The organism is Pacificoceanicola niger, from assembly GCF_048553275.1.
Classification (GTDB): domain Bacteria; phylum Pseudomonadota; class Alphaproteobacteria; order Rhodobacterales; family Rhodobacteraceae; genus Pacificoceanicola.
Genome location: NZ_JBLZMW010000005.1, coordinates 128,314 through 154,246, shown reverse-complemented (window position 1 = coordinate 154,246; position 25,933 = coordinate 128,314). Strand labels below are relative to the sequence as shown.

General features: G+C 65.7%; 16 protein-coding genes. All 16 read right to left on the bottom strand.

The annotated features are described in order from the left end of the window. Positions 1-9 precede the first annotated feature (9 nt). Genes ACN2XU_RS09070 through ACN2XU_RS08995 form a run of 16 tightly spaced genes read right to left on the bottom strand, consistent with a single transcriptional unit; the run spans position 10 to position 25,928 of the window. The gene (locus tag ACN2XU_RS09070; protein ID WP_419410110.1) at positions 10-3,558 is read right to left on the bottom strand and encodes a right-handed parallel beta-helix repeat-containing protein; all 3,549 of its coding nucleotides are present in this window, start codon (positions 3,556-3,558) and stop codon (positions 10-12) included. A gap of 21 nt (positions 3,559-3,579) precedes the next feature. Continuing rightward, a complete protein-coding gene (locus ACN2XU_RS09065) occupies positions 3,580-5,802 on the bottom strand; it encodes a hypothetical protein (RefSeq protein ID WP_419410109.1) in 2,223 nt (740 codons plus the stop codon). After that, a complete protein-coding gene (locus ACN2XU_RS09060) occupies positions 5,799-8,201 on the bottom strand; it encodes a baseplate J/gp47 family protein (protein WP_419410108.1) in 2,403 nt (800 codons plus the stop codon). The genes ACN2XU_RS09065 and ACN2XU_RS09060 overlap by 4 nt, the downstream gene beginning before the upstream one ends. Further along, complete coding sequence (locus tag ACN2XU_RS09055; RefSeq protein WP_419410107.1) at positions 8,198-10,600, bottom strand: baseplate J/gp47 family protein; 2,403 nt, start codon at positions 10,598-10,600, stop codon at positions 8,198-8,200. Before ACN2XU_RS09055 ends, ACN2XU_RS09060 begins: the two co-directional genes overlap by 4 nt. After that, the gene (locus ACN2XU_RS09050; RefSeq protein WP_419410106.1) at positions 10,597-10,992 is read right to left on the bottom strand and encodes a GPW/gp25 family protein; all 396 of its coding nucleotides are present in this window, start codon (positions 10,990-10,992) and stop codon (positions 10,597-10,599) included. Before ACN2XU_RS09050 ends, ACN2XU_RS09055 begins: the two co-directional genes overlap by 4 nt. After that, the gene (locus ACN2XU_RS09045) at positions 10,992-11,324 is read right to left on the bottom strand and encodes a hypothetical protein (protein WP_419410105.1); all 333 of its coding nucleotides are present in this window, start codon (positions 11,322-11,324) and stop codon (positions 10,992-10,994) included. Before ACN2XU_RS09045 ends, ACN2XU_RS09050 begins: the two co-directional genes overlap by 1 nt. Beyond that, positions 11,324-11,893, bottom strand: coding sequence for a phage baseplate assembly protein V (locus tag ACN2XU_RS09040; RefSeq protein WP_419410104.1), 570 nt, complete (start codon positions 11,891-11,893; stop codon positions 11,324-11,326). The genes ACN2XU_RS09045 and ACN2XU_RS09040 overlap by 1 nt, the downstream gene beginning before the upstream one ends. A gap of 3 nt (positions 11,894-11,896) precedes the next feature. Beyond that, positions 11,897-13,027: a hypothetical protein gene (locus ACN2XU_RS09035; RefSeq protein WP_419410103.1), complete on the bottom strand. Its 1,131-nt coding sequence runs from the start codon at positions 13,025-13,027 to the stop codon at positions 11,897-11,899. A gap of 3 nt (positions 13,028-13,030) precedes the next feature. Next, positions 13,031-13,315, bottom strand: a complete 285-nt coding sequence (locus tag ACN2XU_RS09030) for a hypothetical protein (protein WP_419410102.1) — start codon at positions 13,313-13,315, stop codon at positions 13,031-13,033. After that, positions 13,312-14,082 (bottom strand): hypothetical protein, encoded by a 771-nt coding sequence (locus ACN2XU_RS09025; protein ID WP_419410101.1) that lies wholly within the window; start codon positions 14,080-14,082, stop codon positions 13,312-13,314. The genes ACN2XU_RS09030 and ACN2XU_RS09025 overlap by 4 nt, the downstream gene beginning before the upstream one ends. Before the next feature lie 5 nt (positions 14,083-14,087). Continuing rightward, positions 14,088-21,038, bottom strand: a complete 6,951-nt coding sequence (locus ACN2XU_RS09020; RefSeq protein ID WP_419410100.1) for an eCIS core domain-containing protein — start codon at positions 21,036-21,038, stop codon at positions 14,088-14,090. Beyond that, positions 21,035-21,268 carry a hypothetical protein gene (locus tag ACN2XU_RS09015; RefSeq protein ID WP_419410099.1) on the bottom strand — a complete coding sequence of 78 codons (234 nt, stop codon included), beginning with the start codon at positions 21,266-21,268 and terminating at the stop codon, positions 21,035-21,037. The genes ACN2XU_RS09020 and ACN2XU_RS09015 overlap by 4 nt, the downstream gene beginning before the upstream one ends. After that, positions 21,261-23,072, bottom strand: a complete 1,812-nt coding sequence (locus ACN2XU_RS09010) for an ATP-binding protein (RefSeq protein ID WP_419410098.1) — start codon at positions 23,070-23,072, stop codon at positions 21,261-21,263. Before ACN2XU_RS09010 ends, ACN2XU_RS09015 begins: the two co-directional genes overlap by 8 nt. Then, positions 23,069-24,322: a Pvc16 family protein gene (locus ACN2XU_RS09005; protein ID WP_419410097.1), complete on the bottom strand. Its 1,254-nt coding sequence runs from the start codon at positions 24,320-24,322 to the stop codon at positions 23,069-23,071. Before ACN2XU_RS09005 ends, ACN2XU_RS09010 begins: the two co-directional genes overlap by 4 nt. Continuing rightward, entirely contained in the window at positions 24,322-25,149 is an 828-nt protein-coding gene (locus tag ACN2XU_RS09000; RefSeq protein WP_419410096.1) for a hypothetical protein, read from the bottom strand. The genes ACN2XU_RS09005 and ACN2XU_RS09000 overlap by 1 nt, the downstream gene beginning before the upstream one ends. Then, the gene (locus ACN2XU_RS08995) at positions 25,146-25,928 is read right to left on the bottom strand and encodes a hypothetical protein (RefSeq protein WP_419410095.1); all 783 of its coding nucleotides are present in this window, start codon (positions 25,926-25,928) and stop codon (positions 25,146-25,148) included. The genes ACN2XU_RS09000 and ACN2XU_RS08995 overlap by 4 nt, the downstream gene beginning before the upstream one ends. Positions 25,929-25,933 lie beyond the last annotated feature (5 nt).

Genomic DNA, 25,933 nt, shown 5'->3' with positions numbered 1-25,933 from the left:
TCTGTCTCCTCACTGGACGGGTTGCATGGTCTGACCGAAGGTCTGCAAGCCCAGCATGCCCTGGCGCAGCCGGCCGCAGATGGGAATGTCCTGGTTGAAGATCGCTTCGATCAGTTCGGTATTGCCGCTATCCACCCGCATCGCGGCGGGACCAAAGGCCAGAACGCAATGCGTCGCCTGATTGGCCGTGGTGGTGTTCATCAATCCAAGCGTCAGCGCAGAGAGCAGCGCATTGAAGATCGGCTCCTTCAGCCGGTTTGCGCTGACGTGGACGGTCCAGCCGAGCGCCAGCGCGTTGATTGCAACGAAATCGTTGATGCCGACGTCGAGGGCGATCTGATTGCTCTGTATCATCACACTGTCGAGCGAGGCCGCGACCACGGCGCTGACCGAGGTGGCAGCGCGGCTGTCCTGCCCGTCGAGGCGGATCTGATTGTCGTTGAGCTGAATGTCGCCTCCGGCGAGCAGAGTGCCGTCATAGTCGAAGGCCGCGTCCTCTCCCTGAACCAGCGCGCCGGATAGGCCGAAGGCCTGCAGGTAAAGCTCCGAGGAAAAGCCGGTATTGCCCAACGCCACCACCTCGCCGCCGAGAGCCGTGAGGATGCCGTGACCGGACAGGGCGTTCGGCCTGCGACCCTGTTGCAGGGCGACGATCAGCGCGGCACCGAGGATAATCCCCAGATTGAGCTTTTGCGGCGCGACCCCGATGCCCGACAGGGCCGGAAGCCAGCTGTCCGTGCCGCCGCTCTGCGTCGTCAGCCGGTTGTTCGAGACCATCATCGGCCCGAGGCCAAAGCCGGTCACCGCGCGGCCCTGCGGCGCGACGATCGTGTTGCCGGTGACGCGCAGCGCCTGCCCGCCGTCGCTGCGCACGCCGGTATCGGAGATTGCGTCCACCTGTGGCAGTGGCCGGACCTGTCCGATCACCACGCCACCCCGCCAGCCCGAGGGCGTGCTGTCGGTCTGATCCGCGCGGCGTCCATTGGCCCGGATCGTATTGTCACAAATCGACAGCCCCTCCCCGAACAGCACGAAAACCCCGGTTTTCGGCGTATCATCTTCCAGCCCGTTGTCCTCGATCCGGTTGTCGCGGACGTCCAGTCCTGCAACATCGCCCAAGGTGATCCCGCCATAGGCCGCCACTGCGCGGATCTGCTCCGGATAGGCGACGTTCTCGCCAAGCAGGTTGCCCTGTATGCGGCAATTGCGGATTTCCAGATCGTTGGTTGTGATGAAATCCGGGTTGGCGTCGAAATCGAAATACATGGCAACCGAAATGCCGCAGCCGCCCATGCCGAGGATCTCGCAATCGCGGATCACCATGCTCTCGATGGGTCCATCCGATATCGGCAGAAGGTCCGCGCCGCCTTCCGGGTTTTCCGGGTGTCTTCCGGGATCAATGCCAAAACAGTTGTTCGCGCTGAGCCAGAAGTCGTGGCTGACCACGGCGGTCGTGCCGTGGGCGGAATAGGATTGCTCAATGCTCACCGTGTTGAAATCCGGAACGTAGCTGACAGAGCCAAGCGTGATGCCGTGGCCATAACTGCCCGCGATGGCGCAGCGTTCGATGAGCACATCTTCGCTGCCGCCTCCGATCTGAATGCCGCCAAGCGCCGTGGTCAGGGTATCGGGAGACCGTCCAAGAACCTCGGTGTCACGGATGGTGATGTCCTTGCCCTGGGCGTAGAGGCCAGGGCGGTGGGTGATGTCAGGCAGGCGCACTCCGGGCACAAAACTGCCCTCCGCAAAGAGCGAACAGCCCGAGATCGTCAGGTCCTGCGTCCAGAACATCATGATGCCGCCATGCTGAAAATGCGTGATCGACAGGGATTCAAGGCGCACCCGCGCGGTGCCGAGTTTGCCATTTGGGGAGCGCGTCGCCAGAACGGCAAGTTGCCGTGGCGCGTCGATGGTCAGGTCGCGCAGCGTGATGTCGCGCGAATCGCGCAGGTGAAAGACCGGCGTGTCATCGCCGTCCGGCGCAATCACGCGGGTGCGGCCCTTGCAGCCCTCGATGGTGATGTCGTGACAATTGTAAAGCTCGACGCGCTCTTCATAGACGCCGGGAAGAACGAGGATTTTTCCGCCAGTGTGCCGCAACGCCTCGACCGCCTGCTGGATATGCTCATAATCGCCAAAGCTGTGTGTGCCGTCCCCGACGCGCAGCGTGATGCAATCGCCCATCCGGGTGAGTGGTCGGAACCTGCGACGACAGTCGATGATCTCGCTGCCCTGACGCCCGTGCCAGAGAATCCGGGCCAGCGGCGCGACATAGCGGCGATACGGCCCGTAGGCCCTGCCGACGTCCAGCTCCCATGGGATGATCTCGTCCGGGGCGCTGGGGCGGGCGGCGATCTCCCAGCTGTCGCCGCGCCGCAGGGTGGTGCCCGCGAGTGTCACCTCGATGCCGGTATCGCCAAGCACCTGCGGCAGGGTGGCATCCAGTTCCGGCGCCGAGCGGTCCTCTCCCCGGTCCCAGATCCGGACAAAGACAAAGGCGCCCTGCGCATCGCTGGTGCCATATTTTGTCAGCCGCAACGCGTCCGCGTCGGGGCGCGTCAGCCAGGCATCGCCGAACCCGGCGGGCAGCGGGTCGGTCAGGGTAAAGGTGCCCTCGTCGGGATCATAACCGGCCTCGACGGTGGTGAAATGGCACGCGGCCAGCTCATCCGCGATCTTCTCGCCGTGGTCCAGTACCCCGCCCCAGGGCAGAACCTGCACCACCTGTCCTGGTGCGGGCCAGTGATGGGCATCCACCGGGTCGGTCAGCAAGGTCAGCCTCCCGGCCTCTGTCACCAGGGCGCGCAGCAGGCGTCCGCCATTCTCGAAGCCCCAGCAGAATGTATCCGGTCCGGTCATCTGCACCCGAATGGCGCGATTGGCGGCTCCGAGAAAGCCGCTGGCCACCGGCGGCGAACACAGGTTCTGCGTCACGCCCTCGCCGGTAAACCGAGTGGTCAGCGTCCCATCGCCGGCCAATTCGTTCAACGCCGTGACCGTACCGTGCCCCGCATCGCGCCAGCGCTGCTGCAGGTTTTCCCAGACTTCGGCACAATCGTCCCCGTCCAGATCCTCCGCCAGATGAACCCGGCTCATCACCCGCCGCCGCGCTGTGGTATCCACACCGCCCAGCGCGGGATCGACCATCGCGGCATCCTCTGTCGCACCGACGATCTGCTCCCAAACCTCAAGCCAGACCATGTCGATCCGCTCTCCGGCTGCGACCGTTCCGGCAGGGTTCTGAAGCCAGTCGGGCTGCCCTCTGAAGGTGGTTGTCTCATGCAGCTGCGCGCGGAGCCCGCCGATCCAGTAATTGCCCGCTTCGATGTCAAAATCTGGCGTGCCGTTGGCGATGGTGGCGGCGGAAATGCGGAATCCGTGATCCGAGGTGCCATGCGGTCCGATAATCCCGATCCGGTCCTGCGCGGCCTCTTCGGAGGTAACCTGTCCGATCAGGGTCAGGTCCTCGTCGGTGATCACACGGCCGGTCTGGCCTTCGATGCCGCGCGTGTTGATCCGGGGATCAAAGCGGGAAACTGTATGGTCTCGGGTCGCCATGACGCGCTCCTTCTTCAAATGTCACGTTTCAAATCGGTAGATCGGAAGCAGCCCGAAGGGGGCATATTCCTCGATCTTCTGTTTCAGGCTGCTCAGCCGCGTTTCGCTGCGGTGACTGGCAAAAGCCCCCATTTCATTGCGCTCGCTGTTCGCGCGGCGGACCGCCTCGGGTGCGGTTACCTGCAGCCGCGCATACCCGGGGTCGCCAAACCGGCGAGAGCGAAACAGCGTACCCCCGGTTTCGGAGGCCGACAGCATGTGCGCGCGGTAGGGTTTGGGCACATGTGACGGCTCTTGCGTGGCCGAATAGCGAAAACAGCCGGTTTGCAGGTTGCGGGCGTGGGTGTGCCCCGCAATCACGCTGTCGGAAATCCACAGCTCCTGTACCCGGATGTTGCCGGACACAACGGTGGAGCGTTGCATCGTCAGCCGGGAATCGCGGGCGTTTATGGCAAAGCTCTGCGCCTGCAGGGTGCTGTCGGCGATATCGATCGCCTCGATTGCGCCGGTCCCGGTGATCTGCCCGATGAGACTCCGGGCGATGACGAGCGTTTCCACCCGGCCGGTAATATTGAGTGACAGAGGGGGCAGCACAGGAGCGCCCGCGTCCCGCGACACCGCCCCGCCGGGATCGAGCGTGCTCGCGGTGATCCGCACCTCCTCCCAGTCACCCGCAAGGACAAGACGTGCGGGCGCCCCGGCGCCAAGCCAAAGCCCATCGATATGCAGGAAGGCATTGCCGTCCGCCAGCGCGGTCAGGGTCCAGTCGTTCAGCAGGCGGGCATAGGGGCGCGTTCCGGATGGCGAGGACAGGGTCAGGGTTTGAATGTCCGTGATGTCTGGCGGTTGGCCGTAGGTCAGGCTGTCTTCGACCTGAAGATGCCCGTCGCGGGGCCAATCCGCCTGCACGGGCCAATTGCCGCCGCTGGCCACCTCATTCACGGGGCTGTTCGGCGCGGTGCGGGTGTGGCCCGTCGCGCCAAGCGCCGCCAGATGTCCGGTGTGGTAATCGACGGTCAGTGCCTCCGCCGCCGGAGGCGCTGCAAACCGAAAGCGCCCGCGCACCGGGTCGATCACCAATCCGCGCTGGGCCCGGATGGTGGCGGGATCAGAGAGGTCACCGGCGCTGGTGCGTTCCGGCGTCTCCACAGCCGCGCCGCCGGTTTCGACGGACATCGCCACGCCAAGAAGCGCGCTCTTGCCACAATCGGGCGCAAGGGTCTCGGCCCGGATCGCGTCCAGAACAGCATTGGCCAGCAGCGCCGCACCGCCGGGGCGGGTGAGCAGGGCCTGCCGGAGCCGGCTTACCCCCTCGTACACACGCCCCTCCAAGGGCGCGAGCGCCGCGCCCTGCGCTGCGGTGATGTGGTTTCCGGCGATCAGGGCCAGCGTCGCGGCGCGGGTCAGGTGATATCTCTCGTGACCCAGCAGACCGCAGGGGATCGGCGCTGGCAGATCCCAAGGCGCTGCCGCGGCCCAATCGGCACCCGGTGTCGCGGTTTGTGTCACCTCCGCCCGACCACGCGGCGCAAAGAGCGGCACATCGCGGCCGGAGGGATCGAAGGTGTAGGCGTCCGCCGCGCCGGGAATAGCGGCGGGGCGGATGGCATGATTGCGGATTGCCGCGACGGGAAAGAGGTGAAACGTGACCCGGTTGATCGCATGGCTGCCGCGCCGCCCCTTGGGCGCGGCCGTCTCCGGCGTGTGCCGGAGCGGATCGAAAGGCCCGCCATCGACGGTATAGCCCAAGGTCGGATGACGCAAATCCGCCGCCCCGGCCCACTTCATCGCATCGCGCGGCGCATCCAGTCCATGCGGCGTGCGCGCCAGCGTGGTAAAGCCCTCGACCACCACGCCCTCCCACCCGGCGATATCGGAAATCAACTGCTCCAGCAGCGCGGGCGTGCCAATCCGTTGGCGGTAGTAGATCGTCTTGGCCACGTCCGCGATCTGCCCGCGCAGGTTCTGTTGTGGCAGCATCCGCGTGCCGACCAGCGCCCCGATATAAGGCGCGGCCCAAGGCGCGGCGGTTTCGATCATCTGGTCTTCCCAGAGGCGATCATGGCTGCGCCGGACGCCCGCCGCCTGCGTGGCGAGGGCGTCAATGAAGCCGCGCAGTACGCCGGGGTTCTCTCTATCGGCCATGTCCATGTCGCGGTATTGGCGTGGGATCAGATCCCAGAGCTTTTCCGCGAAATAGACGTCATAGCCGTCAAAAACCGTGGTGTCCTTTTCAATGTTCATGCGCTGCCATCCTCTCCATTCAGGATCAGCGCCCCGCCTCTTGCGGGGTCGATGCTGGCCCAGTGGCCCTCCGGCACGGCGAGGCCGGTCTGTGGCAGGACGCCGCCGTCGAGGGTGATGGCATCCACGCGATCCACCCCTTCGATTGCCATGGCTTCGGCGGTGATGACGCTTGGAAACAGCGCCTTGCCGATCTCGGGCCGGTCGAAGTCGAGCCTGGCTCCGGGACCGGTGAGCGCCGCGCGCAACGCCGCGAGCACATCGACTTCACGAAACGCATCGAAGACCGTGACATTCAGAACCAGGCGCAGGGGCAAGGGCGTTGCCGCCACCACTTCGAGCGGCACAGACGGATCGCTCAGCGCCCTCAGCCGCTCAGAAACCCCCTCGGTCAGCGCCGGATCCGGCGCGACATAGACCCGAACGAGCGGTCGTTGCTTCCGCGCGGACCAAGCCCAACGCGCCTCGGCTCCGGTCACGCCCGGATGCAGCGCGGCAGCGGTCTCGAAGTCAATCAGCGAGACGACCCGCCCGAGCAAGAGTGCGGACGCCGGGGCGCTGTCGCGCAGCGACTCCGGAGTTTCGGCATCCGCGCCGCCGAAGGCCGCGAAGGGCTGTGCGATGCTGGCGATCTCGGCGCGGGCCGTGACAAGCTGCGAAATCGAGCCGGCCTCGGGCGCCGCTTTTCCGCCGCCAAAGCGATAGCTTGCCGTGACCACCGCCCCGGTGCGCAGCCGCGCGCCCCAGAGCCCATCGCCGAATTCGACTTTCGGCGCGTCGCTGGCCACATCGCGCAGCCGATAGACCAGCCGCTCCGGCGCAACCGCAAACAATGTCTCGACCCGCTCGATGCGCTGGCCATCGACGCGCACCTCGATTTGCGGGGCAACACCCGCCTCGTTTGGGGCCTCAAGGTAAGTCAAAGGTCCGTTGCCGAGCGTGAACCGTTGGAACGCCACCGCGCCGTTGCCATGGCCCAGCATCTCGTCCAGCACGCTCTCGCCGCGCGTCACCGTCACCACATTGCCCAGCGCCTGCGCCGGGTGGGCCAGATCCAGCGGCGTATCGAGCGCGCCGAGTGTCAACACGCCCGCCGCCGGGTCAATCTCCGCATCGAGGGCCTGTCCCGCGCCGAAGCGGTCGGACAGGATCACCCTGCGGTTTTGCGGCTCTGCCGCATTGAGCGCGTGCCGGACCCGGCGGCCATCGGCCAGCGGCAGGCTCTCGCCGCCGGATGCCATCAGGCGGGTGGCGGGTGGACTTGCCAGCGTTCCGGCGCTCACCGGGGCATAGCCGATGCCGAGCAGTCCGAGATTGGACGTCAGCCGCGCATGGCCGGGCAGGGTCAGCCGCGTCACTTGCGTCCTGACCGCCGGGATCGGGATCGGCAAGTCATCGCCCTCGCTGTCCTCGGCGGTGATGCTGGTGGCGGCCGTCAGGGTCATGCGCACGAGGCCGACCTGAGACACCCGCACCACGTCCTGCCCGCCTGGCGTGAAGAGCGTCACAAGGTCACCGGCGCCGATCTGCGGCAGGGTGGTCTCAAGCACGACTTCCCCGCCCGCCGCAGGATAAACCGCCGGATCGCCGGACACGGCGGCGGTCAACCACGGTCTGGTTCGACTGCTCATCCGCCAGAGGCTCACATCCTCTGGTGCGGTGTCCGGGGACAACGCCAGCGCCGGATCGAGGCTCAACCGCATCAGCGGCGGTGCGTCGTCGAATTCGTCTTCCCGGAGGGCCGTGACCCTGGCGATGGTCAGGGTGTCCGGGGTTTCCGCCACAATCAGCTCACCCGCCTTGAGGTTCACCGTATCGGGCAGCACGTAAAGGTGCGGCACCGTGGTCGCGGCTGCGGATAGACCAAGCGCGCTGCGCAGCGTTCCGGCGGGCGGCGGCAGGGGGTCGAGCTGGCTGAACGCCGGATGCAGCGCGGCATCCGCGCCGGTTTCAAAGATCTGCGGCGGCCCGCCCGCCACCGCGCTCGAGCGAAACGCGGTCGCAGAGGGAAGCGTGACGGTTTGCACGCCGCTGACCTGCAGGGCGAGTAAGGCCTGGGCCGAGACAGCGGGGCTGCGTTCATGGCTGAGCACCGCGACCAGATCGGCGAGAGCCTCCGCGCTCCGCGCTGTGCCAAGGTAGGCTTCGTTTGCGCGCACCGCGTCGTAGAAGCTCTGGACTTCTGCGATCACGGCCCAGAACTCGATCAGCATCCGGCCAAGGTCCCGTGGCGCGTAGGTGCTCCAGTCGTCCAGCGCCGGAATTGCGCCGATGGATTGCCGCAATTCGCGGGCATAATCAGAGAACCGCCCCGGCTGGCGCGGAATCCACGGCAGGTTGGGCGGAATGCTCAGCCGCGCCGGATCGGGCGCAGGAACAGGACAGAAACAGGCTTTCACAGGCCACCCTCCACAAGAATGGTCACCGCGCCGCGTTCGGGGCGTGTGCGGTCGGTTTCGATGCGAATGATCTCGGCGGGACCCTCTGGCGCGTAGCGGGCGGCCATGTCGCGCCAGTCAAACCAGCCGCGCCGCCGCAGGCGTATGCGCTCCACGGCCCGCACACCGGGGTCCTCGTGCACGGCGGCCACGATATCGGAGCGGTCGATGCCAGTGCCAAAGCTCAGTGTGTTGGGATCGAAGAGCGCACCCTTGGCCGACGACAGCCGGGATTGAAGCCGTTTGGCCAGCGCCGAGGGATCTGTGCCACGCGTAGCGCAGACGGTCAGTTCAAGGTCGAGATCGGCATAAATCGGATCGGAGACACGGGAATCCCGTCCGGTTTGACGGAACTGATCAAGCCAGTGCTCAAGCTGTGTCCGCCGATTGGCGGAGAGCCCGGTCGTATCGCGCGGATCGGGTGTGGTGAACACGGTCAGCCATGATCCGGTCCAGCGGCTGATGGCGGCGGCATTCTCTACCCAATCGAGCCGCATGGCGGCCTCCGCATAATCCTCCGGGCGTACCGCGCGATAGGTGATCTGCCGCCATGCTTCCGGCGCGATGATGCGGGTTTCGGCGGGCGTCTCGGCGGCGCGACCGCCGTCGATGGGCAGCGGATTGGTGATGGTCAGGTCCAGTCCGGCGGGCAACGGCCCGATCCCGGTCAGCACCCGCGCCCCGACATTGGCCGCAACGCCGCCCCCAAGCCGCCAGACCATGCGAAAGAGCGTGCCACGCGCAGGCTGTGCGCCGAACTCGCCATTGCCGAAGCGGATGGTGTGGCCGAACGGGCTGGCATAATCACGGTGGATCACGTCGCCCTCGGGACGGCGGAAGGTGCGGATGGTATCCCAGCGTCCCTCTTCCAGCGTGAAATCCCGGCTTTCGGGCAGGGAGGAGACGGCCCCGACCAGCGATGCCCGCCAATCCCACGTCAGATCGTCGTTCGGCACACCGCCCGCCACCTGCTGTGCGATCAGCGCAATGTCCGGAACGCCGCCGCGCCACACCAGCCCGGCCTCGTCGCTGCCCGGGATGAAGATGCGGTGGATCACTTCGCCTTCGCCGCCCTGCCGTTCGATGGAGGTCAGAAGGGTGGCAGTGATCGGATCGGGCAGGCCAGCGGGCGCGTCTTCTGCCCGACCGGCAACACACCAGCCTGACTGGGTCTCGCCGGGAGTCACGGGAAGGAGGTTGCCGTGGACCGTCAGCGTCGGCAGCCAGAGCGGGGTCGCCAACGGCTCGGACAGGGTGATCCGCGTGATGGCGCCGCCGGTCAGCGGGTCGTTGTCATCCTGTGCGCCGATCATCAGAGCGATGCGCGCCTCGAAGGGGATTTCCTGCGCGGGGTCCGCCGCCTGCACAAGGAAGAGCCGCCGCGCTGGCGTGCCGTCCCCGGTGGCATCGTCGAGCGGCAGGGCGGCGGCCAGCGCCCCGGCAAGCCAGATCTCCCGCGTGCCCGGAAGCAGACACAGATCGTCCTCGTCCCAGATATGCGGCGCCAGTGCGTTGCGGGCGGCATCGACGCCGTAGGCCGCGCCGCTCAACGCGTCACTCAGGCCATGGCCAACGGTGTAGGGAATGCGTTCACCGGTTTGGGCCTGCGCCCAGACTGGGGTGCCAGCGGGCACCGCGCCCGGCGCGCCGTTGACCTCGGCCACGACCCAGCCAAACCCTGCCTCCGCCTGCACGGGGTCATGTGCCACCAACCTTGCATGACTGCGCAGGGAGCGCGGCTGCGTGGCGCGGGGCAGATAGGCCTCCTGCGAGATTCGGTCCTGATAATAGGCCAGTTCATCGCCCAGCGCCGCCATGACCTCCAGCATCATTACCCCGAAATCTGCCGCGTGGCGTTCGGACCAATTGGGCCAATGCGTCTCGGCATAGTCGAGCAGAAGCTGCCGGTAGCTGTCGAAATCCCGGGCGAGATAGCTGATCAGCGGCGCGCTGCCCGGTTCGGGAGGACAGCTGTCATCCGGGGCGCAGTCGAAGGGCGATGGGCAACCCGCCTTGAAGGAGATTAGCAGCGTTCCGAAAAACGGATCCACGTCGCCGTGCGCGATGGTCAACCTTTGCGGCGCGAAGGGGCCGGGACCGGCAAAGAGGATGCGCAGGCGCCGGTGAGCGGCCGGACCGGCCCAGTTGATGGCCGTAATCGCGGGGGCGGGGACGCCGTCGGGCGGATCGGGCGCAACGGTGACATCTGTGATTGTCAGATCATCCTGCAGGTCCTGCGATGGCGGGTTGTGAAACACCACCTCCAGAAGATCGTGGTTCGACCCCACCGTCACATAATCAATGCCGGTCAGAACCGGATGCGCGCGCAGCAGCGCCAGCCTGTCGGGACCGTTGTTCATAGCGGCACCTCAAGGTTCAGGAACTGCGGTTCGGGCGCCAGTGTGATGGCATAGCTGATCTCGACGATCAGCGTGCTTTCGACCACTTCCACCTTGACCTGTTGGAGTTTGACGACATCGCCAAGATGCGCCTGCACCGCGCCGTAGATCGCCGCCTTGACCAGTGCCGAAGACGCCTGCCGCAGAGGCTCGAAGACCATGCCGCGAATACCGGTGCCGAATTCGGGGCGCATCACGCGCTCGCCGGGGTCGGTCATCAGAAGTTGCATCAGCAGGGATTTTATCTGCGTTTCGGCATCGGTGACCGTGCGCAGCGCGCCAAGGCTGCGGTCCACGCCCATGGGCACAAGGAGATTCCGCGCCACGGAGGATTTTCGGGTCGGTCTCAGCATCACATGCCCTCCGCGCGCGGATCGGGATTGGCGATGATCAGCGTGCCTTGCGGAAAGCCGAGGGCGCTGATGCACAGGCCGATGCTCGATTGCGTCAGGAAGGGCCCCTGCACGCGCATGGTGGGCAGCATCCAGACGATCGTGGTGCAGGGGCTGGGGATTTGCGCTGGGCCTGCTGGAATTTTGAACTGGCAGCCGGAGACCGTGAAGCTGTCGGTGGGCTTGAGCAGCTTGCCGGTGGTGGCGCTGACGCTCTGCTCACTGGCGGTCACGGTGACGCTGGCGCCGTGGGGGCAGGTAAGCTCGGTCGCTTCTGTCAGGAATTTTGCCATCAGGTCACATCCAATCCGCCATTGTTCACGCTTGTCTTCGTGCTGGTGACGGAGACACTGCCGATGCCCGTGGTGCTCAGCTCGACCGCAGAGCTGGACACGGTGGCTGAAGGTGTCGCCACGCCGGTGGAGATCTTGACGTCGCCCGCCATCGCCACTTGCGGCCCGCGCGATGTGCTGAGCGTCGCGGTGCGGGCGGTGTCGTCCAGTTCCAGCGTCGTCACGCCGGTCTTCAGCATCTTCTTGCCGGGCAGTTGCATCTGCTGGACCGGGGCCGCGCCATCGGGCCAGAGACAGCCGACCCAGATCGGAAATCGCGGATCGCCTGCCTCGAATTCGACCCAGATCAGCGAGCCGTTCTCCGGCACCATCAGGAACCCGGCCTGATCCTCCGCATAGGGCACGCAGACCTCCGCAGGCAGGGTCGCGTCGCCAAGAACGGCGGGCACTTTCACCGTGACACGGGGGCGCCGGGACAGGGTGACGACTCCCATCATCTCGCCGCGATACTTGCCATAGTAGCGCCGGGTGACGATATCGGTGAGCTGTTCGGTGTTGTCGCGTGCCATTATTCAGATCCCCGGAATTGGTGAAGCGGACTCTTCGCCCCAGGCGTTGCGCATCAGCCCGAGCTTCATGGTGTGGCCAGCATCGTCGAAGCGGTGTTCCACACGCTCCACGATGTATCGTCCCGAATGGCGCGAACCCGCGCCGCTGACTTTCACGGTGTCATGGGCATGAAGGATGGTGCCAAGGTCATGAACCGAGACCTCGCATTCGGCCCGAAGGAAGAACTGTGCCTCGGCCAGAACGCCTTCGGCCATGCCCTGCAGATCACCCGCGCCATCGCCCGCCCCGGTCAGCCGCATCTCACGCGGGGTGTCGCCGATTTGATGGAACGGCGTGGTCCCGAGCGCGTCCAGCGTTGGCAGCTCCGTTGTGCCGCTGATCCCGCTGCCGGTGCCGATGTCGATGCTGTCGGCGCTGACCTTGGTAGGTGCGACACTGTCAAAGCGTATGTCGAGCGCCGCGATATTGGCCTTTTGCGCGCCCATCAGGTCGCGCCCGGCGTTAAGGCGCAGCTCTGGCAGGACCGGCATCATCGTCGGCGCGATCTTCTTGAAGTGCCCGGTTGTCACCACGGGGCCGACCGGGGTGGCCATATGGCTGAGCCAGAACTCCACACCGTTGCGCCGGGCGAGGTGGCGGATCAGTTGCAGATCGCTGCCGCGCTGCACGATCGGATGGCCCAGCGGCGGACGCGCCATGAGCGTCGGATCAACATCCGGCACCATGGTGTAGCGCGCGAGGATGCCCATGACGATGGTGCCGTCGGTGCTGGTCAGGCCCTCATGCACCGTTATGCTTTCGCTTTGGTCCAGACGCGCCTCCGCGCTGCGGCCATAGACCGTCAGGGAGGAGCCTTCCGCGCCGTTGAGCAGCCGGATGGATTGCCCTTCGACCGGACCGATGCACAGGCAATCGAGCCCGAGCGGCGGGGTCTTGGCGAAGACTGCGATCTCCGCAGGCGGGGTCAGCCTCGGGTCGGTCAGCTGCGGGAAATCGCCATCGCGGGGCACGATGTCGAGCTGCAGTTCCCACTGGGTGTCGCGCCCGATTTCTTCTGTCACCAGAACAAGCGCCTGCGCCGCGAGATCCCCCGCCGGGCTTCCGTCCACATCTATGGCGCAGTTGTAGGCCATGGCTCAGCGCGCGCCTCCCTTGTCCGGGATGGCGATCTCGTCTTCTTCGGTGAGCGCGTCGGGCCAGAGTACATTCATGTGATCCGGGATGCGCCACCACGCCTGCGGCGCGCCACAGTAGGCATTGCCCAGAAGATCGAGCCGCTGCCCGGGCTGATAGCGATGCCAGCCGCGCGTCGGGGCCTCCTCCCGGCGCGGGGCCTCGACCACTGTGACAGGAGGGCCATCGGGGCCGGGAACGCTGCGCAGCGGCAAATCGTGGTAACGGCTTGTCTTGGGATAGGTCAAAAGATGTCTCCTACGATGTCGATGACGCCTTCGACCGCGCGATAGGCGCCGCCAAGCGTGGACAGGGCGCTCTTTTGTTCGCGGGTGAAGATGTAGCAGCCGTTGGCGATCTGCCGGACCAGCGAGGTTTCGGGATACATCCTCAGGTCCGAGGGGCGCAGGACCTGCATGGCGAGGCTGACCTTGGCGCGGATCGGATAAAGCAGGTTGGGGTGAAACGCCTGCTCTTCGATGCTCATCGCCGTAAGACGGATGGGCAGCACCTTGCCGGGGCCAAAGACGAAGAGCTGAATGCTCTGCAGCGGCACATCCACGGTGCTGCGAAAGCCCAGCGCATCGCCGATGGCATCACCCACCGCAGACAGGGCCTGCTCCACCAGCGTATCATTTGGATAAGCCAGAAGCTCCAACCCGGCGAGCCTGTCCGCGATGCCCACGGTGATGCCGATGGGGTGGCTCTCGTTGAGATCGTCGATGGCGTCGATGACGATATCGAGCGAAAACGACAGCGTCGGATCGTCGGGCTGCGCCGCCATGGCCTGCCCGCCGAAATAATAGACTGCCTCCTCCGCCTTCTGCCGCGCCCCGGCTTGCCTGGCGTTGAGCGTGTCGCCATAGGCTGAGAGCCCGAGCGTGGTATTGAGAACCTGCGGATTGTACTGGAACACGTGGAAGGACGGCGTAAAGCCGATCAACCCGCCCTCCTTAAGCTCGACAATCGCACCCTTGAGCAGGAACCCGCGTTTGTTCGGAGGATAGTCAGTCATCGCGATCACCACGCACTTGCATCGTAGAACGTCCCGTAGCTGGTCTTGTTGTTGCTCTTGAGCTGTCCCATCACGTCGTCGATCCATCCGGAGGGGTTGAACTTGTCGGCCTCGAACCCCTTGGGGAAGGTCTCCACCCCGCCGGTTTCGGAATAGCCGGGAAGTTTGCGCGCCACGGCGCGGTAGGTCTCGACCTCCAGCGCGGCCAGCTGACGGCGCAGTTGCGGGGCCATGACCCCGACGAACATGCGGTAGCTTTGCCTGATCGTGTCTTCGGTCACATCAACCAGCTCCCTGGCAGCGGCGGTGTCATTGGCGCCCGCGCCGCTGCGGGCCGCCGGGATCACCGCATCATCCACCATCTCGCGAAATCCACTGGCCGAGGTGATCCCGCCGGGCGCCGACAGGCCGGTTTTCTTGATCTTCTGCTTCGATTTGATCCCGCGGGTAATGGACTTGATGTATTGCGCATACATGGCGAGCCCCTGCGTGCCGGGGGCATTCTCTTCGTCGCCCTTTGCCCAGGTCTTCTTGGGCGTCAGGTGCAGGGCGCCCTGTTGGTGGGTTTCGCGGGTGATCGAGACCGCCGGCATGCCGCTGCCCCGTCCGCTGTCCGGGTCCAGCTTCTTTAGGTTGAAACTGAAACCGTTGCCCTCGAAGCTGTCGTATTCCTGTTTGCCTTTCGGGCGTTTGAACGGTCCAAACCCCGTAGCCTTGAATCCCGGCATCCAGTAATCGCCGTTCATGCCCCAGATGCTGATCGGTCCCTTCTTGCTGCGCCCGCGATAGAACTCGACGAACAGATATTGCGGCAGGTGATGGCTCTCGCGACCGCCGCCGTTGTTCGTGGTCAGATTACCATGGGTGTCGACGCGGATGGCATTCGGGTCGGTTGCGCCTTTCTTGGTGTAATCCTTCCACGCCGGCAGGAGTTTTTCGTCGATTTCGGGCGTGCGCTTGAAAATACCGCTCGGGCTGATCTTCAGCGCGCCGCCGCGCATCCACTCATGCGGAATCGGGAATTGCCCGCGCAGGAATGTCCGCACAAAGGCAAAGTCAAAGCTGCCGACGGTGCCGTTCTGCGATTTGATGTGGTGATAAAAATCCGAGCCGCCGCGCACACCGCCGAAATGGATGCCCTGATAGGTGACAGAGGTGATCGCATCCGGTTTGGCCTTGTTGTAGCCCAGTTCAACGGTAATCCCGCATTCGGCAAAGATGACGCCTTCAAGGATCTGGATCAGCTTCGGCAAATCGACCGAATACTTGCGCCTTGTCTTGAGCTTCTTCTGCTGCGTCTCGGTGAGCGTGGTTGTCGCGCTCGAAGCGATCCGCAGCACCCGGTCATCGGTCCATTCGCTGAGCACCTTGCCAAGCTCGCTGCGGACCGCATCCTGAGAGCCGCTCGACGTGCCATAGGACAGGCCGGTGGCCGGTTTGGCGCTGGCGACTTTGGTCTTGAGCGTGCTACCAAGCGATTTGACGGCGGCGCGCTCCTCCTTGCTGCCCTGGGTCAGCAGCGGCTGCGCGAATTTCATCTGGCCGAACGTGCGCGGATCGCTGCCCGGTCCAAGCGCGGTCAGCAGATCGACAAGGTCGGTGCGGCTGTAGGGCATGATCGCCTGTGGCCCGGCCCCCTCGATCCGCATTGGTCCTTCGGAGGTGGCATTGTGCGTTTGCGCGGCGCGGGCCATCCGTTCGGCCCCGTCCTCGCGCAGGGCATCGCGCCGCAGGCCGCGCCCGCTTTGTCCCGGCTTGGGGCGCGGCGGCGTGCCTTGGCCAAGCGCCGGCGGGCGGGTCTGTTGCAGGGCGTGGGCGACCTCGTGGCGCAGCACATGCTTGCCATGGTCAGACTGCGGATCAAGCCCGCTTCCCATATAGAGATGCGCCCCGGAGGCCGCCGCCTCCGCCCCGATGGCCTGCACAAAGTCCTGCGCCGGACCGTCGTCATGCAGCCGCAGATGTCCGAGATCATAGCCGAAGCGCCGTTCCAGATCGGTGCGCAGGTCCGGCTCAAGCGGCACACCGCCGGTCAGTGGCAGGGCCGTCATCGGATGCAGCAGTGACGGAAACCCCATCGCGTGGCCGTAGGGGTGGATTTCATCGCTCAGCGTCATTTCACCCCATTCGGCGGTGATGTCCGGCATATTCGGCGCCTGCATGCCCGACCCCGGAAAGATCATCGCCATCAGGCCGAAAACCTGCTCGACAAGGTGGTTGCGCCCCGTCGTGATCGCCGGGGCGATCTTTCCAGCGATGTCGTTCTGCCAGATCTTGTTGGGGTTGGCCGCCGAGTCCTTGATGAGGTTTTCGGCAATCAGCGCACTGATCTTGGCCAGCCCGCCGGTGAGGCGCAGCGCCTCATAGACGATCCTGACCTTGGCGTTGCGCACACGACCGACCGTCATTTCGAGAATGATCTGCACCGCGAGGTCCATCGGGATGACCTCCTTGGGCAATTCAAAGGTGGTGAGCGGCTCCATCATCGAATTGATCGCGGCCTCGAACGCCTTCGGGCCCGCGCCGCCCTGCAGGAAATCGGCCTGGGCGCCGGAGCGTTCAGCTTTGGCGTTCTGCTTGTCGCCTCCGGTCAGATCGGGCAATGCCCCCGCCATGTGCTTGCCCGCAAAGACAAGCCCTTCGATCAGGTTGGCATAGCCGAGGTACAGCGGCAGCCGGTCGATATGCTTGCTCAAGAGCGGGGAAGTCATGACCCGCGCCATCGCGCTGTTCACGCCGACGCCCATCTTTTCCTGCGCCCCGACAAAGGCGGAGGCGACATTGAGTGCAATGGACGAGACGGACTGCATCAGCTGCCGGTATTTCTGGCTCTTGCGTTTCCGCCCCGTGCGCGGCTTTGGCTTGGCCTTGCGCGCCTTGGCTTTCTCAAGCACCGCCTTGATCTGGCTCGCGGCGCCTTTGCCCGTCATCAGGCTGTCGATGAAGAAGCTGAACATGTCCACAGAGTCGAGCGAGGACAGCAAATCCCCCTGCAGGAAAGTCAGGATCTCCTGTGGGCCGTCGATCAGATCTTCGCGGATTTCATCCCATTCGAGGTTGACGATCATGTCGATGACCGTGGCCGTCAGCCGTGCCAGCATCAGCACCTGACCGGCCCCCGGCACAAACTCCAGCAGATCGAGCATCAGCGATCCCGCCGCCTCGATCACATCGCCGAGGGCGCGCATCTGCAGCAGGCGACCGTGGTAATCGACCACGTTGTTCAGCAGTTCCAGAAGTTGATGATCCCCGGCCTTTACGGTGACTTCCCGCGGCGGGGTAAAGCCGACCTGGCCCTCGGTCTGCGTCATGTAGGCAAAGCGGAACGTCACGAGATCGACGCCGTCCGGGATCGCGCGCTTCTTGTCGTCCACAAGGCTCGCATCGCGGCGCGCGGCACCGGTGGCCTTGTAGGCGGGGGTGTAGGTGAACCTGCGGTGCACCGTGACGATTTCGTAGTATATCGGGTTCTGGGTGCCGTAGATCACATCCTGTTTCCACAGCGGCTCAATCGCTTTGGCAGTCGTCTGCCCGCCGTCGCTCTCAGCCGCCGCACGGTCCAGCGGCGTTGCATCGTCGCTCGGCGCGGGTTTCCAGCCCTTGCTGCTCTCGGTCACATCGCTGCGGTACGGCAGGGCCAACACGAATTTCGAGGTGTCGTCGTTTTTCGGGTCGATCCAGTACCCGGCCAGCTTGGTCTGCAGACCTTTGGCCGGGTCGCCATGCAGTTTGAACTGTTCCTGGGATTCGCGCCGCGCGGTATCCAGACGCCGCAGGATTTCGCGCAGATTCTTGACCCCGACGGCCAGATCTGTGTCGGAGACGTTGAGATCGCGGATTCTGGCGGCAAAGTCGGCCTTGATGCCCGGCGCGGGCAGGCCGCCGTCCTGACCGCTGGCGCCCTCGCCCTTGACCCCGAAAACCACGGACCCCGTCGCCATCGACAGGGCCAGCGCCACAGGTTCGAAAAAGCTCTGAATGTGGTCGCCGCCGGTCCGCACGCTGATCGCCGCAAGCAACTGCGGCGCCACTTCGATCATCAAGGCGACGGTCTGGATGTCCTGATCCGCCTTGGGCCGCACCGATCGTGAGAACGCCGTGATCGACCCGCGCAGATCGCCTGTCAGCTTGGCATCGAACAAGATCTCGTGGCGGTCTTTCGTTTCTGTGGAATCGACGGACTCGGCCAGACGATCCCGGAAGTAATCAACGTGGATGCCGCGATTGAGCGTGCTCAGCTTGCGCTGGGCCAGGTTCATCCGCCGCTGCTCGACACCCCATTGCGTATCGAAGTCCCGGCGCATTCCGGCGCGCAGATTGGCGAGCGTGCCGTCCTTCTTCGCAAGGTCATAAAGCTGGAACAGCCACTCATGGACGGCCTTTGGTTCGGTCCAGACCTTGTTCTCCTTTGCAGCATCCAGAATGGTACGCACCTCGGGCACCTTGCGCAGGGCATCGCGCAGCGGGGACAGGTCAGGAAGGGTCCACAGATCCACGCCGACCCAGCGGTTGCGCTGCCGCACGAGTAGATTGCCCTTCCACATCCCCTTGATGCCGGACCCGCCAGCCCCGGCGCTGTTGCCCGGCTCGCCCATTCGTGCCGCAACCGCCGGATGCCGCAGCAGCACCTCAAGCGGCCGCGCCTTGTCGGTTGGATTGCGGACAAGCGCACCGCCCTCCGCGACCCACTTTCGCGGCTTTTGCATACGCTGTTCGACGCCATCGAGAATCCTCTGGATCGAATCTCCCGGCGGAAGATCCTCTTCCTTGCTGGTGGCGGTTTTCTTGTTTCGCTCGACGATTTCCTGTTGCCGGGCGATCTCCTCGGTCATCTTTGGCAGCGCCTGCCGCAGAAAGTCGATCTGGTAGAACTCGACCAGCACATCCATCGGAACGGCAAACTCCGTCCGGTTCTTCGGGTCCACCTTGCCGTCAGGTCCGGGACGATCCTTGCCGATTGTCGTGATCTCTTCCGGCAGGGCCGTGGCATATTTGATCTTCGTGTCTTCGGTGAATTCCCATTCCGGGATCACCGCATAGGACAGGCCCGCGTCGCGGCCCCTGGAGACCTTGAAAGCCTCGGTCGACAGCGTGGCATGGCCAAAAAGCTGGCCAATCGCCCCAATCCCCCGCGCGAGATTGTAGCGCGCTGCGGCAACCTGATTGGCATCCCTGCCGCCCGATTGACCGGCCTCATCGGCATATCCGGTGAACCAGTCGACCCAAAGCAAGGACAGGACCAGCGCGCTTATACCGTCGAAATGCGTCTCTTTCGCCGCGCGGTTCGGGGTTTTCCTTCCATTCAGGGTCTTGCGCAAGTCCAGCGCCTTGTCGCGGATCTGCGAGACCATGGTCCGGCGGCGTGTGTCAAAATCCGCGGGCTCCGGCATCCGCGCAAGGAATGCCACGGTTTGCTGGGCCGTTGTCAGCTTTCCGTCGCTGCCGGTCTCTCCGGTGGCGGTCGCGGCGGAGGCGGGCAGCAGCGTGAAGGCGCCGTTCCCGGCATCTACCTTGGCCATGTCCGACAGGGCGTCGAGGAAGGTGGTCAGCGCGTCCGGAATGGTCAGCTTGCCTCGCGTGCCGAGGCTGGCGAACTGAAACAGGCCACCGCCGAGAGAGGTCAGCATGTTCTGAAACACCCCGAAGGCGCTGTTGAAGCGCATCATGCGCCCCTGCACCGGCGGCAACAGCAACGCAGCGGCCACAGGGGTGAAGGCGTTGTTGCCTGTATAGGCCGTGGTGAGGGTCTTCAGATCCCTGTTCAGAACAGTGAGCCGCGCCATGGCCTGCAACACCGGCGATCCCGGCGACATCGCGATGCCGGTCTGTTCGATCAGCTGTGCGGCGTTCTTGCGGCTTCCGGCCTTCCGCAACACCCGCAGGAAAAAGTCCTCGGCGCTGCCCATTGCGGAAATCGCCAGATGTTGCAGGATGTTCGGCTTTGTCTTGTCCATCGCCGTGGCGGTGTCCATCTCGTCGAACAATCGCTTTACCGGCGAGGTCATGGGGATATCGGGCCCAACGGTCGTGGCCAGAGCCTCGATCCGGTCCACCATGGCGGTCCACTGTCGCAGCACGAAGGGCGATTTTTCGTCGGTCACGAAGATCTGGACAAGCTCTTCTGCCGTCACGGCCTTGACCGCAAACGTCGTCAGATCGATCGGTCTGAACAGTTGCTCCAGCGTGGGAATGCGCCGGATCAGATCCAGCGTCGCTTGATACTCGGCAGACAGGGTCAGAATGTCGGCGGCTAGGGACGCACCGCGCAGGCTTTTGAAGTCATACGTCTTGACGAAGGTCGCTATCGACGCCCCGTGGGGGGTTCGCTTTGCCGGGTACAGCTTGCCATCGGCGGCTTTGGTCAGGGCGGCCAGATCGGTGTCGTAATCCTTGCCAAAGGGCAAATCCTTTGCCCCGCCCCAGGGTTTGGCCGCTGCATAGAGGTCAATCACTTCCTTCCAATACCCGCGCGCCGCCTTGTCCTGCTCGCTTTCGGGTTTGTCTTCGCGCTGGATCGGACCGGCCTTTGCGCCTCCGGTGATCAGCCGCAGGCCCGCACTGTCCGCCATGCCGCTCTGCTGAAGCGCGTGCGCGGTTTCATGGCGCAGCAGCGCAAAGCCCCGGGTGGTTTCGGGACGATACGCGCCCTTTGCAAAAACAAGGTGCGGACCGGCGGCAAAGGCGCGCGCGCCGGCCTGCTCGGCGAGCGCGGCAGCGCGGGGACCATCATGGATCGTCAGCCCGTCGAGATCGGCATCAAAGGCGTCCTGCAGGCGGCCCAGCACCGCGCCGCCCACTGGACGCCCGACCCCGGCATCCCCCGGCAGGCGTGCGGCGGGCGCTCGGCTCAGCACCGGGATGCGGCCTTGCGCGGCCTTGCGGGCCTCGTCTTCCAGCACCCGCCCGGTGGCGGGTTTTCCGGTCAACCGGGTCTGATCCTGCCTCTGCCGCGTCATGGGATGCGCCTCCGCACATCTGCTGCGATCCTGCGCGCAAGGGCTGCCGGGTCGCGGGCCTCGTCCGGGCTGACCTGCAGTGAAATCCCAGCGACCGCGCCCGCCGGACACCCCTCAAGCTCGCGGCGCAAAGCTGCCGCGAGGGCCTCGGCAAAGGCGCTCTGACCCTGACGCCCGGTGCCGGGTTGCTGGACGATCAGGCGGCCAATGTTGATGCGCGTGTCAGACATGGGACAGCATCGCCTCCCGGTCCTGAACGCTCAGCGCACGGCTTTCCTTGGCCAGTTCCTGATCAATCGCATCGAGCAGCACCTGCGGCCCTAGCGCCGCCTCGCCCCGGCGCGACGCTTCGACCACTGCGCTCAGCACCGCGTTGCGAATCTGCGCGCCCGTCAGGTCCAGACGCGCCGCCAGCGGCTCGATCAACCGGACACAGCCCGCCCCGCCGCACGGCGTCAGCGCAGTCAGGAAAAGCCCCCAGATCCGCCGCCGCCCCGCCGCGTCCGGCCGTGGCAGATCGACAGCATAGCGCAGCCGTCTGGTAAAGGCGCTGTCGATGTTCTCGCGCCGGTTGGTCGCCAGGATCGCCGCGCCCTCAAAGCGCTCCACCGCCGCCAGCAGCACGTTGGTGTCGGCATTCTGATAGCGGTCCTGCGCATCGCGCGTGTCCACCCGCTTGCCGAACAGCCCATCGCATTCGTCGAAGAACAGCAGCGCCCCGTCCGCTTCGGCCCGGTCCAGAACCGCCTGCATGTTCTGCGCTGTCTCGCCCACGTATTTCGACGTCAGCGCTCCGGCATCCACCCGGTAAAGGTCCATCCCAAGATCATGCGCCATGACCTGCGCGGCCATGGTCTTGCCGGTGCCGCTTGGCCCGGAAATCAGCGCCAGCGTGCCCCGCCCGCGCGGGAAATGCCGGGCGCGCTCCGGATTGGCCCAAAGATCGCGCGCCAGTCTGATCTCATGGCAAAAGCTCCTGAGCGGTGCCGCCACACGGTCCGGCAGTACGATGTCATCCCATGTCAGGTCCGCATTATCCGCTGAGAGGTAGGGCGGCAGATCCCCGCGCCGCGCGGCGTGAAGTGCCTTTTGCGCGGCTTCAAGATCCTGCGGTGCGGTGGCTGCGGCACGGGCGATCTGGGCCGGTGTTTGGGCGCGGGCGCGGGCGATGCTGTCCAGTGCCTCGGGCGGCAGGGTGCTGCTTTGCGCCCAAAGCAGGCGTGCGGCCTCTGGCGATAGCGGTTTCATGCGGTGGATGATCCGGCGCGAGCGGTCGGCCCCATCCGTGCCACGCTGAAAACAAAGCGGAAAGCGTGCGGGCAGGGCAAGCGGCGGGCGCGCGCCATCGCACCAGAACAGCGGTGCGAGCGAGAGCAGGGCCTGCCGCTCGGCCACCCGGACCAGCTCTTCGAGCCCCGCGCCCTCCAATCCATCACTGCGCACACACAGCGGCTCGCAGCCCAGAACCTCACCGATTTGGCCCACCAATCCGCGCGCACCCGCGCCGCGCACGCCGGTCAGGCACAGGGTCGTCGGTGCCGTGCTTTGCGCGATCTGCGCGGCGAGCGCGGAAATGGGCCAATCCGTCAGGGGAGGCCCCGAAGGACAGGCCGTGATGCGCCCTGCGTAGACCGGCGGAATGCCGGAGCCGCCGAGCATCCAATCGCCAAAGCTCTCATCAAGGGCAATGCCAAGCGCGGACGCCCCCGGTTGCGGCAGCTCGCGCAGCAAACCCCAAAGCGCCATGGCCTCGCGCATCTTTGCGGCCTCTGACCCAAGGACCCGGACCAGCGTTCCCATGGTCAGCGGTTGGCGCGGCAGCGGCGCGGCCCAAAGCCCGAAAAGCAGACCGACGAGCGCGTCGCTGCCCTCCGGCAACGCAAGCACCGCCGCCGCATGGTCAATCCGCGCGACCTCGGGCTGCGGCGGCAGCGGCGCGCCGGTCGCCAGTGCATCCATGACACCATCGGCCCATGAAATCAGGTCCAGTGGACCGGCACCGGCGGCTGCCACGGTTTCGGCGACATCACTCATGGCACCGTCACCCAAAGCGGCAAGGACGTGGCCCCGCGAAACACGAAGCGAAGCGGCAGAACCGAGCCGGACGGCATCGTGGCGGGGGCCGCGAACCGATAGCCGGTGTCGGAGTCGACGACGAATTCGCCTGCCGCCGGGTTCGCGCCCGCTCCACGTGTCAGGCTGCTTCCGCCGAGCATCACCGCGGCATCGCTGCTTGCCGCGCCTGCCGGAGCAAACCCCTGCCCCGTGACCGTGAACCGCCCGTTGCCGTCCGGACCGGCCAGCGCGCTTTGTGCCGGAGCGATGGTAAAGGATACTGGCGCAGAGGCCAGCACCTCTGTCGCGCCTCCGGCGCCGGGCCGCTCGATTTCCAGCTGCGCGGCATAAAGCCCCGGCGGCACCTGCGTGACGCCGGCGGTCCGTTGCACCACCGCCTCCACTGCGGGGCCGCGCAGTTGCACGGACCAATCGACCCCGACGCGCACCGGACCGGTCAGGCTTGCTCCGGTGAGGATCAGCCGGGGGTGATCGCCCGTCAGGCCGTCCCCGATCAGTCGCAGCGTCTCGCCATAGGACACCAGCGCCGGGCGCAGGGTGACGTCTTCACTCTCGCCGCCGGGCCGCACCAGCGTCACGCTGTTTTCCGAGGTGGTCAGATTCGGCGCCCCCGCCGCGCGCACGCCGACACTGTAGCTCAGGACGCGCGCCCCGGTGCGGCGTGGCGCGGGCGGCATCAATTGCACCGCCACCTGGTAATAGGCGGCCAGGCGTGGCGCCATGTCACCGGGCGTCCAGAAGCCCACAGCCTCCGATTGCCCGATGGGCAGCAGGGTAATGTTCATCCGCGTGGTCGGGTCGGCCACCCCGACATCTGCAAAGAGGTTGGTCCCGGCCACCGTGGTCCGTGACGTCAGCACTTGGTGCTCGTTGAGGGCCAGCATCGCGGCGCTCAGCGCCAGTTGCGCATCAAGCGCCCCGTCTATGTCGTCCGTCATGGCATGGGCGGCAAGCTGATAGGCGCAGACAAGGCCGAGCGGCGTGAAATGCGGTGCGATTTCCGGATTCGGCGGAACCCGGTTCAACACCGACCCATCCCTCCCGATATGATAGAGAAACAGCGTCAGCGGATCGTTTCCCGCCTCATCCGGCGGGCGCGGGCTGACAACCGGAGCCGGGCGCGGCGCCCAAATCGGAGAGGCCGCCATATGCAAGCGGATCGTCGCGGCGATGGCCTGTGTGGCCAGTTTGAGATCCGGGAGCGGCATCAGCTTTGATCCAGTCCGAACCGGCGCCGCGCCGGTCGGCTCGCGCCGAGGCACCGCCGCAACGGTGTGGGTGCCGGGGCGGGGGGCTGCACACGGCCTTGCGGCTCGATCACGTCTATCCGGATCTCGCCGATGCTGAGCCGGGTCTGCGCCTCGGGCTCCGGCTCTGGCGGCTCGCCTGCCGCATCCTGCCATGGTCTGTCCTGTGTCTCCGGCATCAGCCGATCCGGCGCAGGGTCGATCCGGAGCCGATCGTGAGCCTCTGGTGGAGGCGCCGGGTCCGAGTCCGGATGGTTCGTTTGCGGCATCCCGAAAAATCCGTCGAGCAAGGTTTCAAGGTCGATCCTTTCTTCGGGCAGAGGTGCATCCGCTTCTGCGGGTTCACCTGCGGCGTCCGGTGGGTCCATGTTGGCAGGGGGCGGCGCGATGGGGTCCGGCGCGTTCGTGTCCGGGGCATCGGCGGTCCTTTCCTGTCGCGTGTCGCTTTCGCCGTTGACCGCGGGCGCATCGGGCAAGGTCTCGGCTACGAACTCCGGCCAGTCTGGCTGCTGTCCGGGCGGGCGCGGGTTGTCTGACTCGTGCGGTGGCGGCCTATCTTCCATCGCGGCATCGAAGTCGCCCAGATCTCCGGCCGGTGCGTCATGCTGCGCTGCAGCCTGCGGTTTCTCAGGGGTCGGGTCGCCGCTTTCAGCGCGTGGAAAAGCCGCCGCGTTGTCGGGCAATTCCGCTTCGGGCAAGCTCAATCGCACCGGCGTGGCCGGGCTCTCCTGCGGGGCGACGGCGTCGGGCGTCAGCCGGGCGCCAAGTCTTTCGAAATAGCCGCTCATCCCAGTCTCCTTGTCCGGCGCGCAGCCTCGCGGTCGCGGTTGATCTGATCGACAAATCCGCGCCGATGGTTCTGCGGCAGGTCGACGATCGCCCCGAAGCTCCAACCATAGCGCGATGCGATCAGGTGGATGTCGGACATCATCCGCGCACGCCGCGCCCGCAGTGCCCCGAGACAGTAGGCTTCCGCGTTGAAGGCCATGGTGTGATCCGCGCCGCATTCGGGGCACTGCGTGCGCAGGGTCAGATCAACCAGCGGCGCAACCGCTTCGGCGATTTCCGCGATCTTTGCGACATGCTCCGTCTCGCCCTCCGGCAGACATCGGAGCGCAATGACCTCACCGGCCCGCGGGCCGCCCGCCGCCCCGGCGCGCTCATCCTCGCCGTTGGGAAGACGGAAGCGGATGCCGCCTTCCGCCATGAGCCAGCCCTCCTCAAGTCGTTCCACGTCCCGCGAGGGTTTCAGCGCGCCGAGCAAGTCGCCAAGGTCGAAATCAAAGGAGAACCGGGCTTCGCAGGCCGCGCAGGTGCGGTCGCCGGCGATCCGCGATCCGAACTCCGCCAGGTGCAGTTGTGCCATCAGCCGGTCACGATCCGCCACGGCCATCCGCGCCGCCTCACCCGGTCTCAGAACGCCGCCCGGCCGATCCATCAGCAACGCATCGACCAGAGCGATGGCGTCAAAGGGCGACGTGCCTTCAACCGCCAGTTCCACACGTGCGGTCAGGTCGCGAAGATACAGGGGCCCCGGCCCCGGAAAGTGAAGCAGATCATATCGCATGGCTG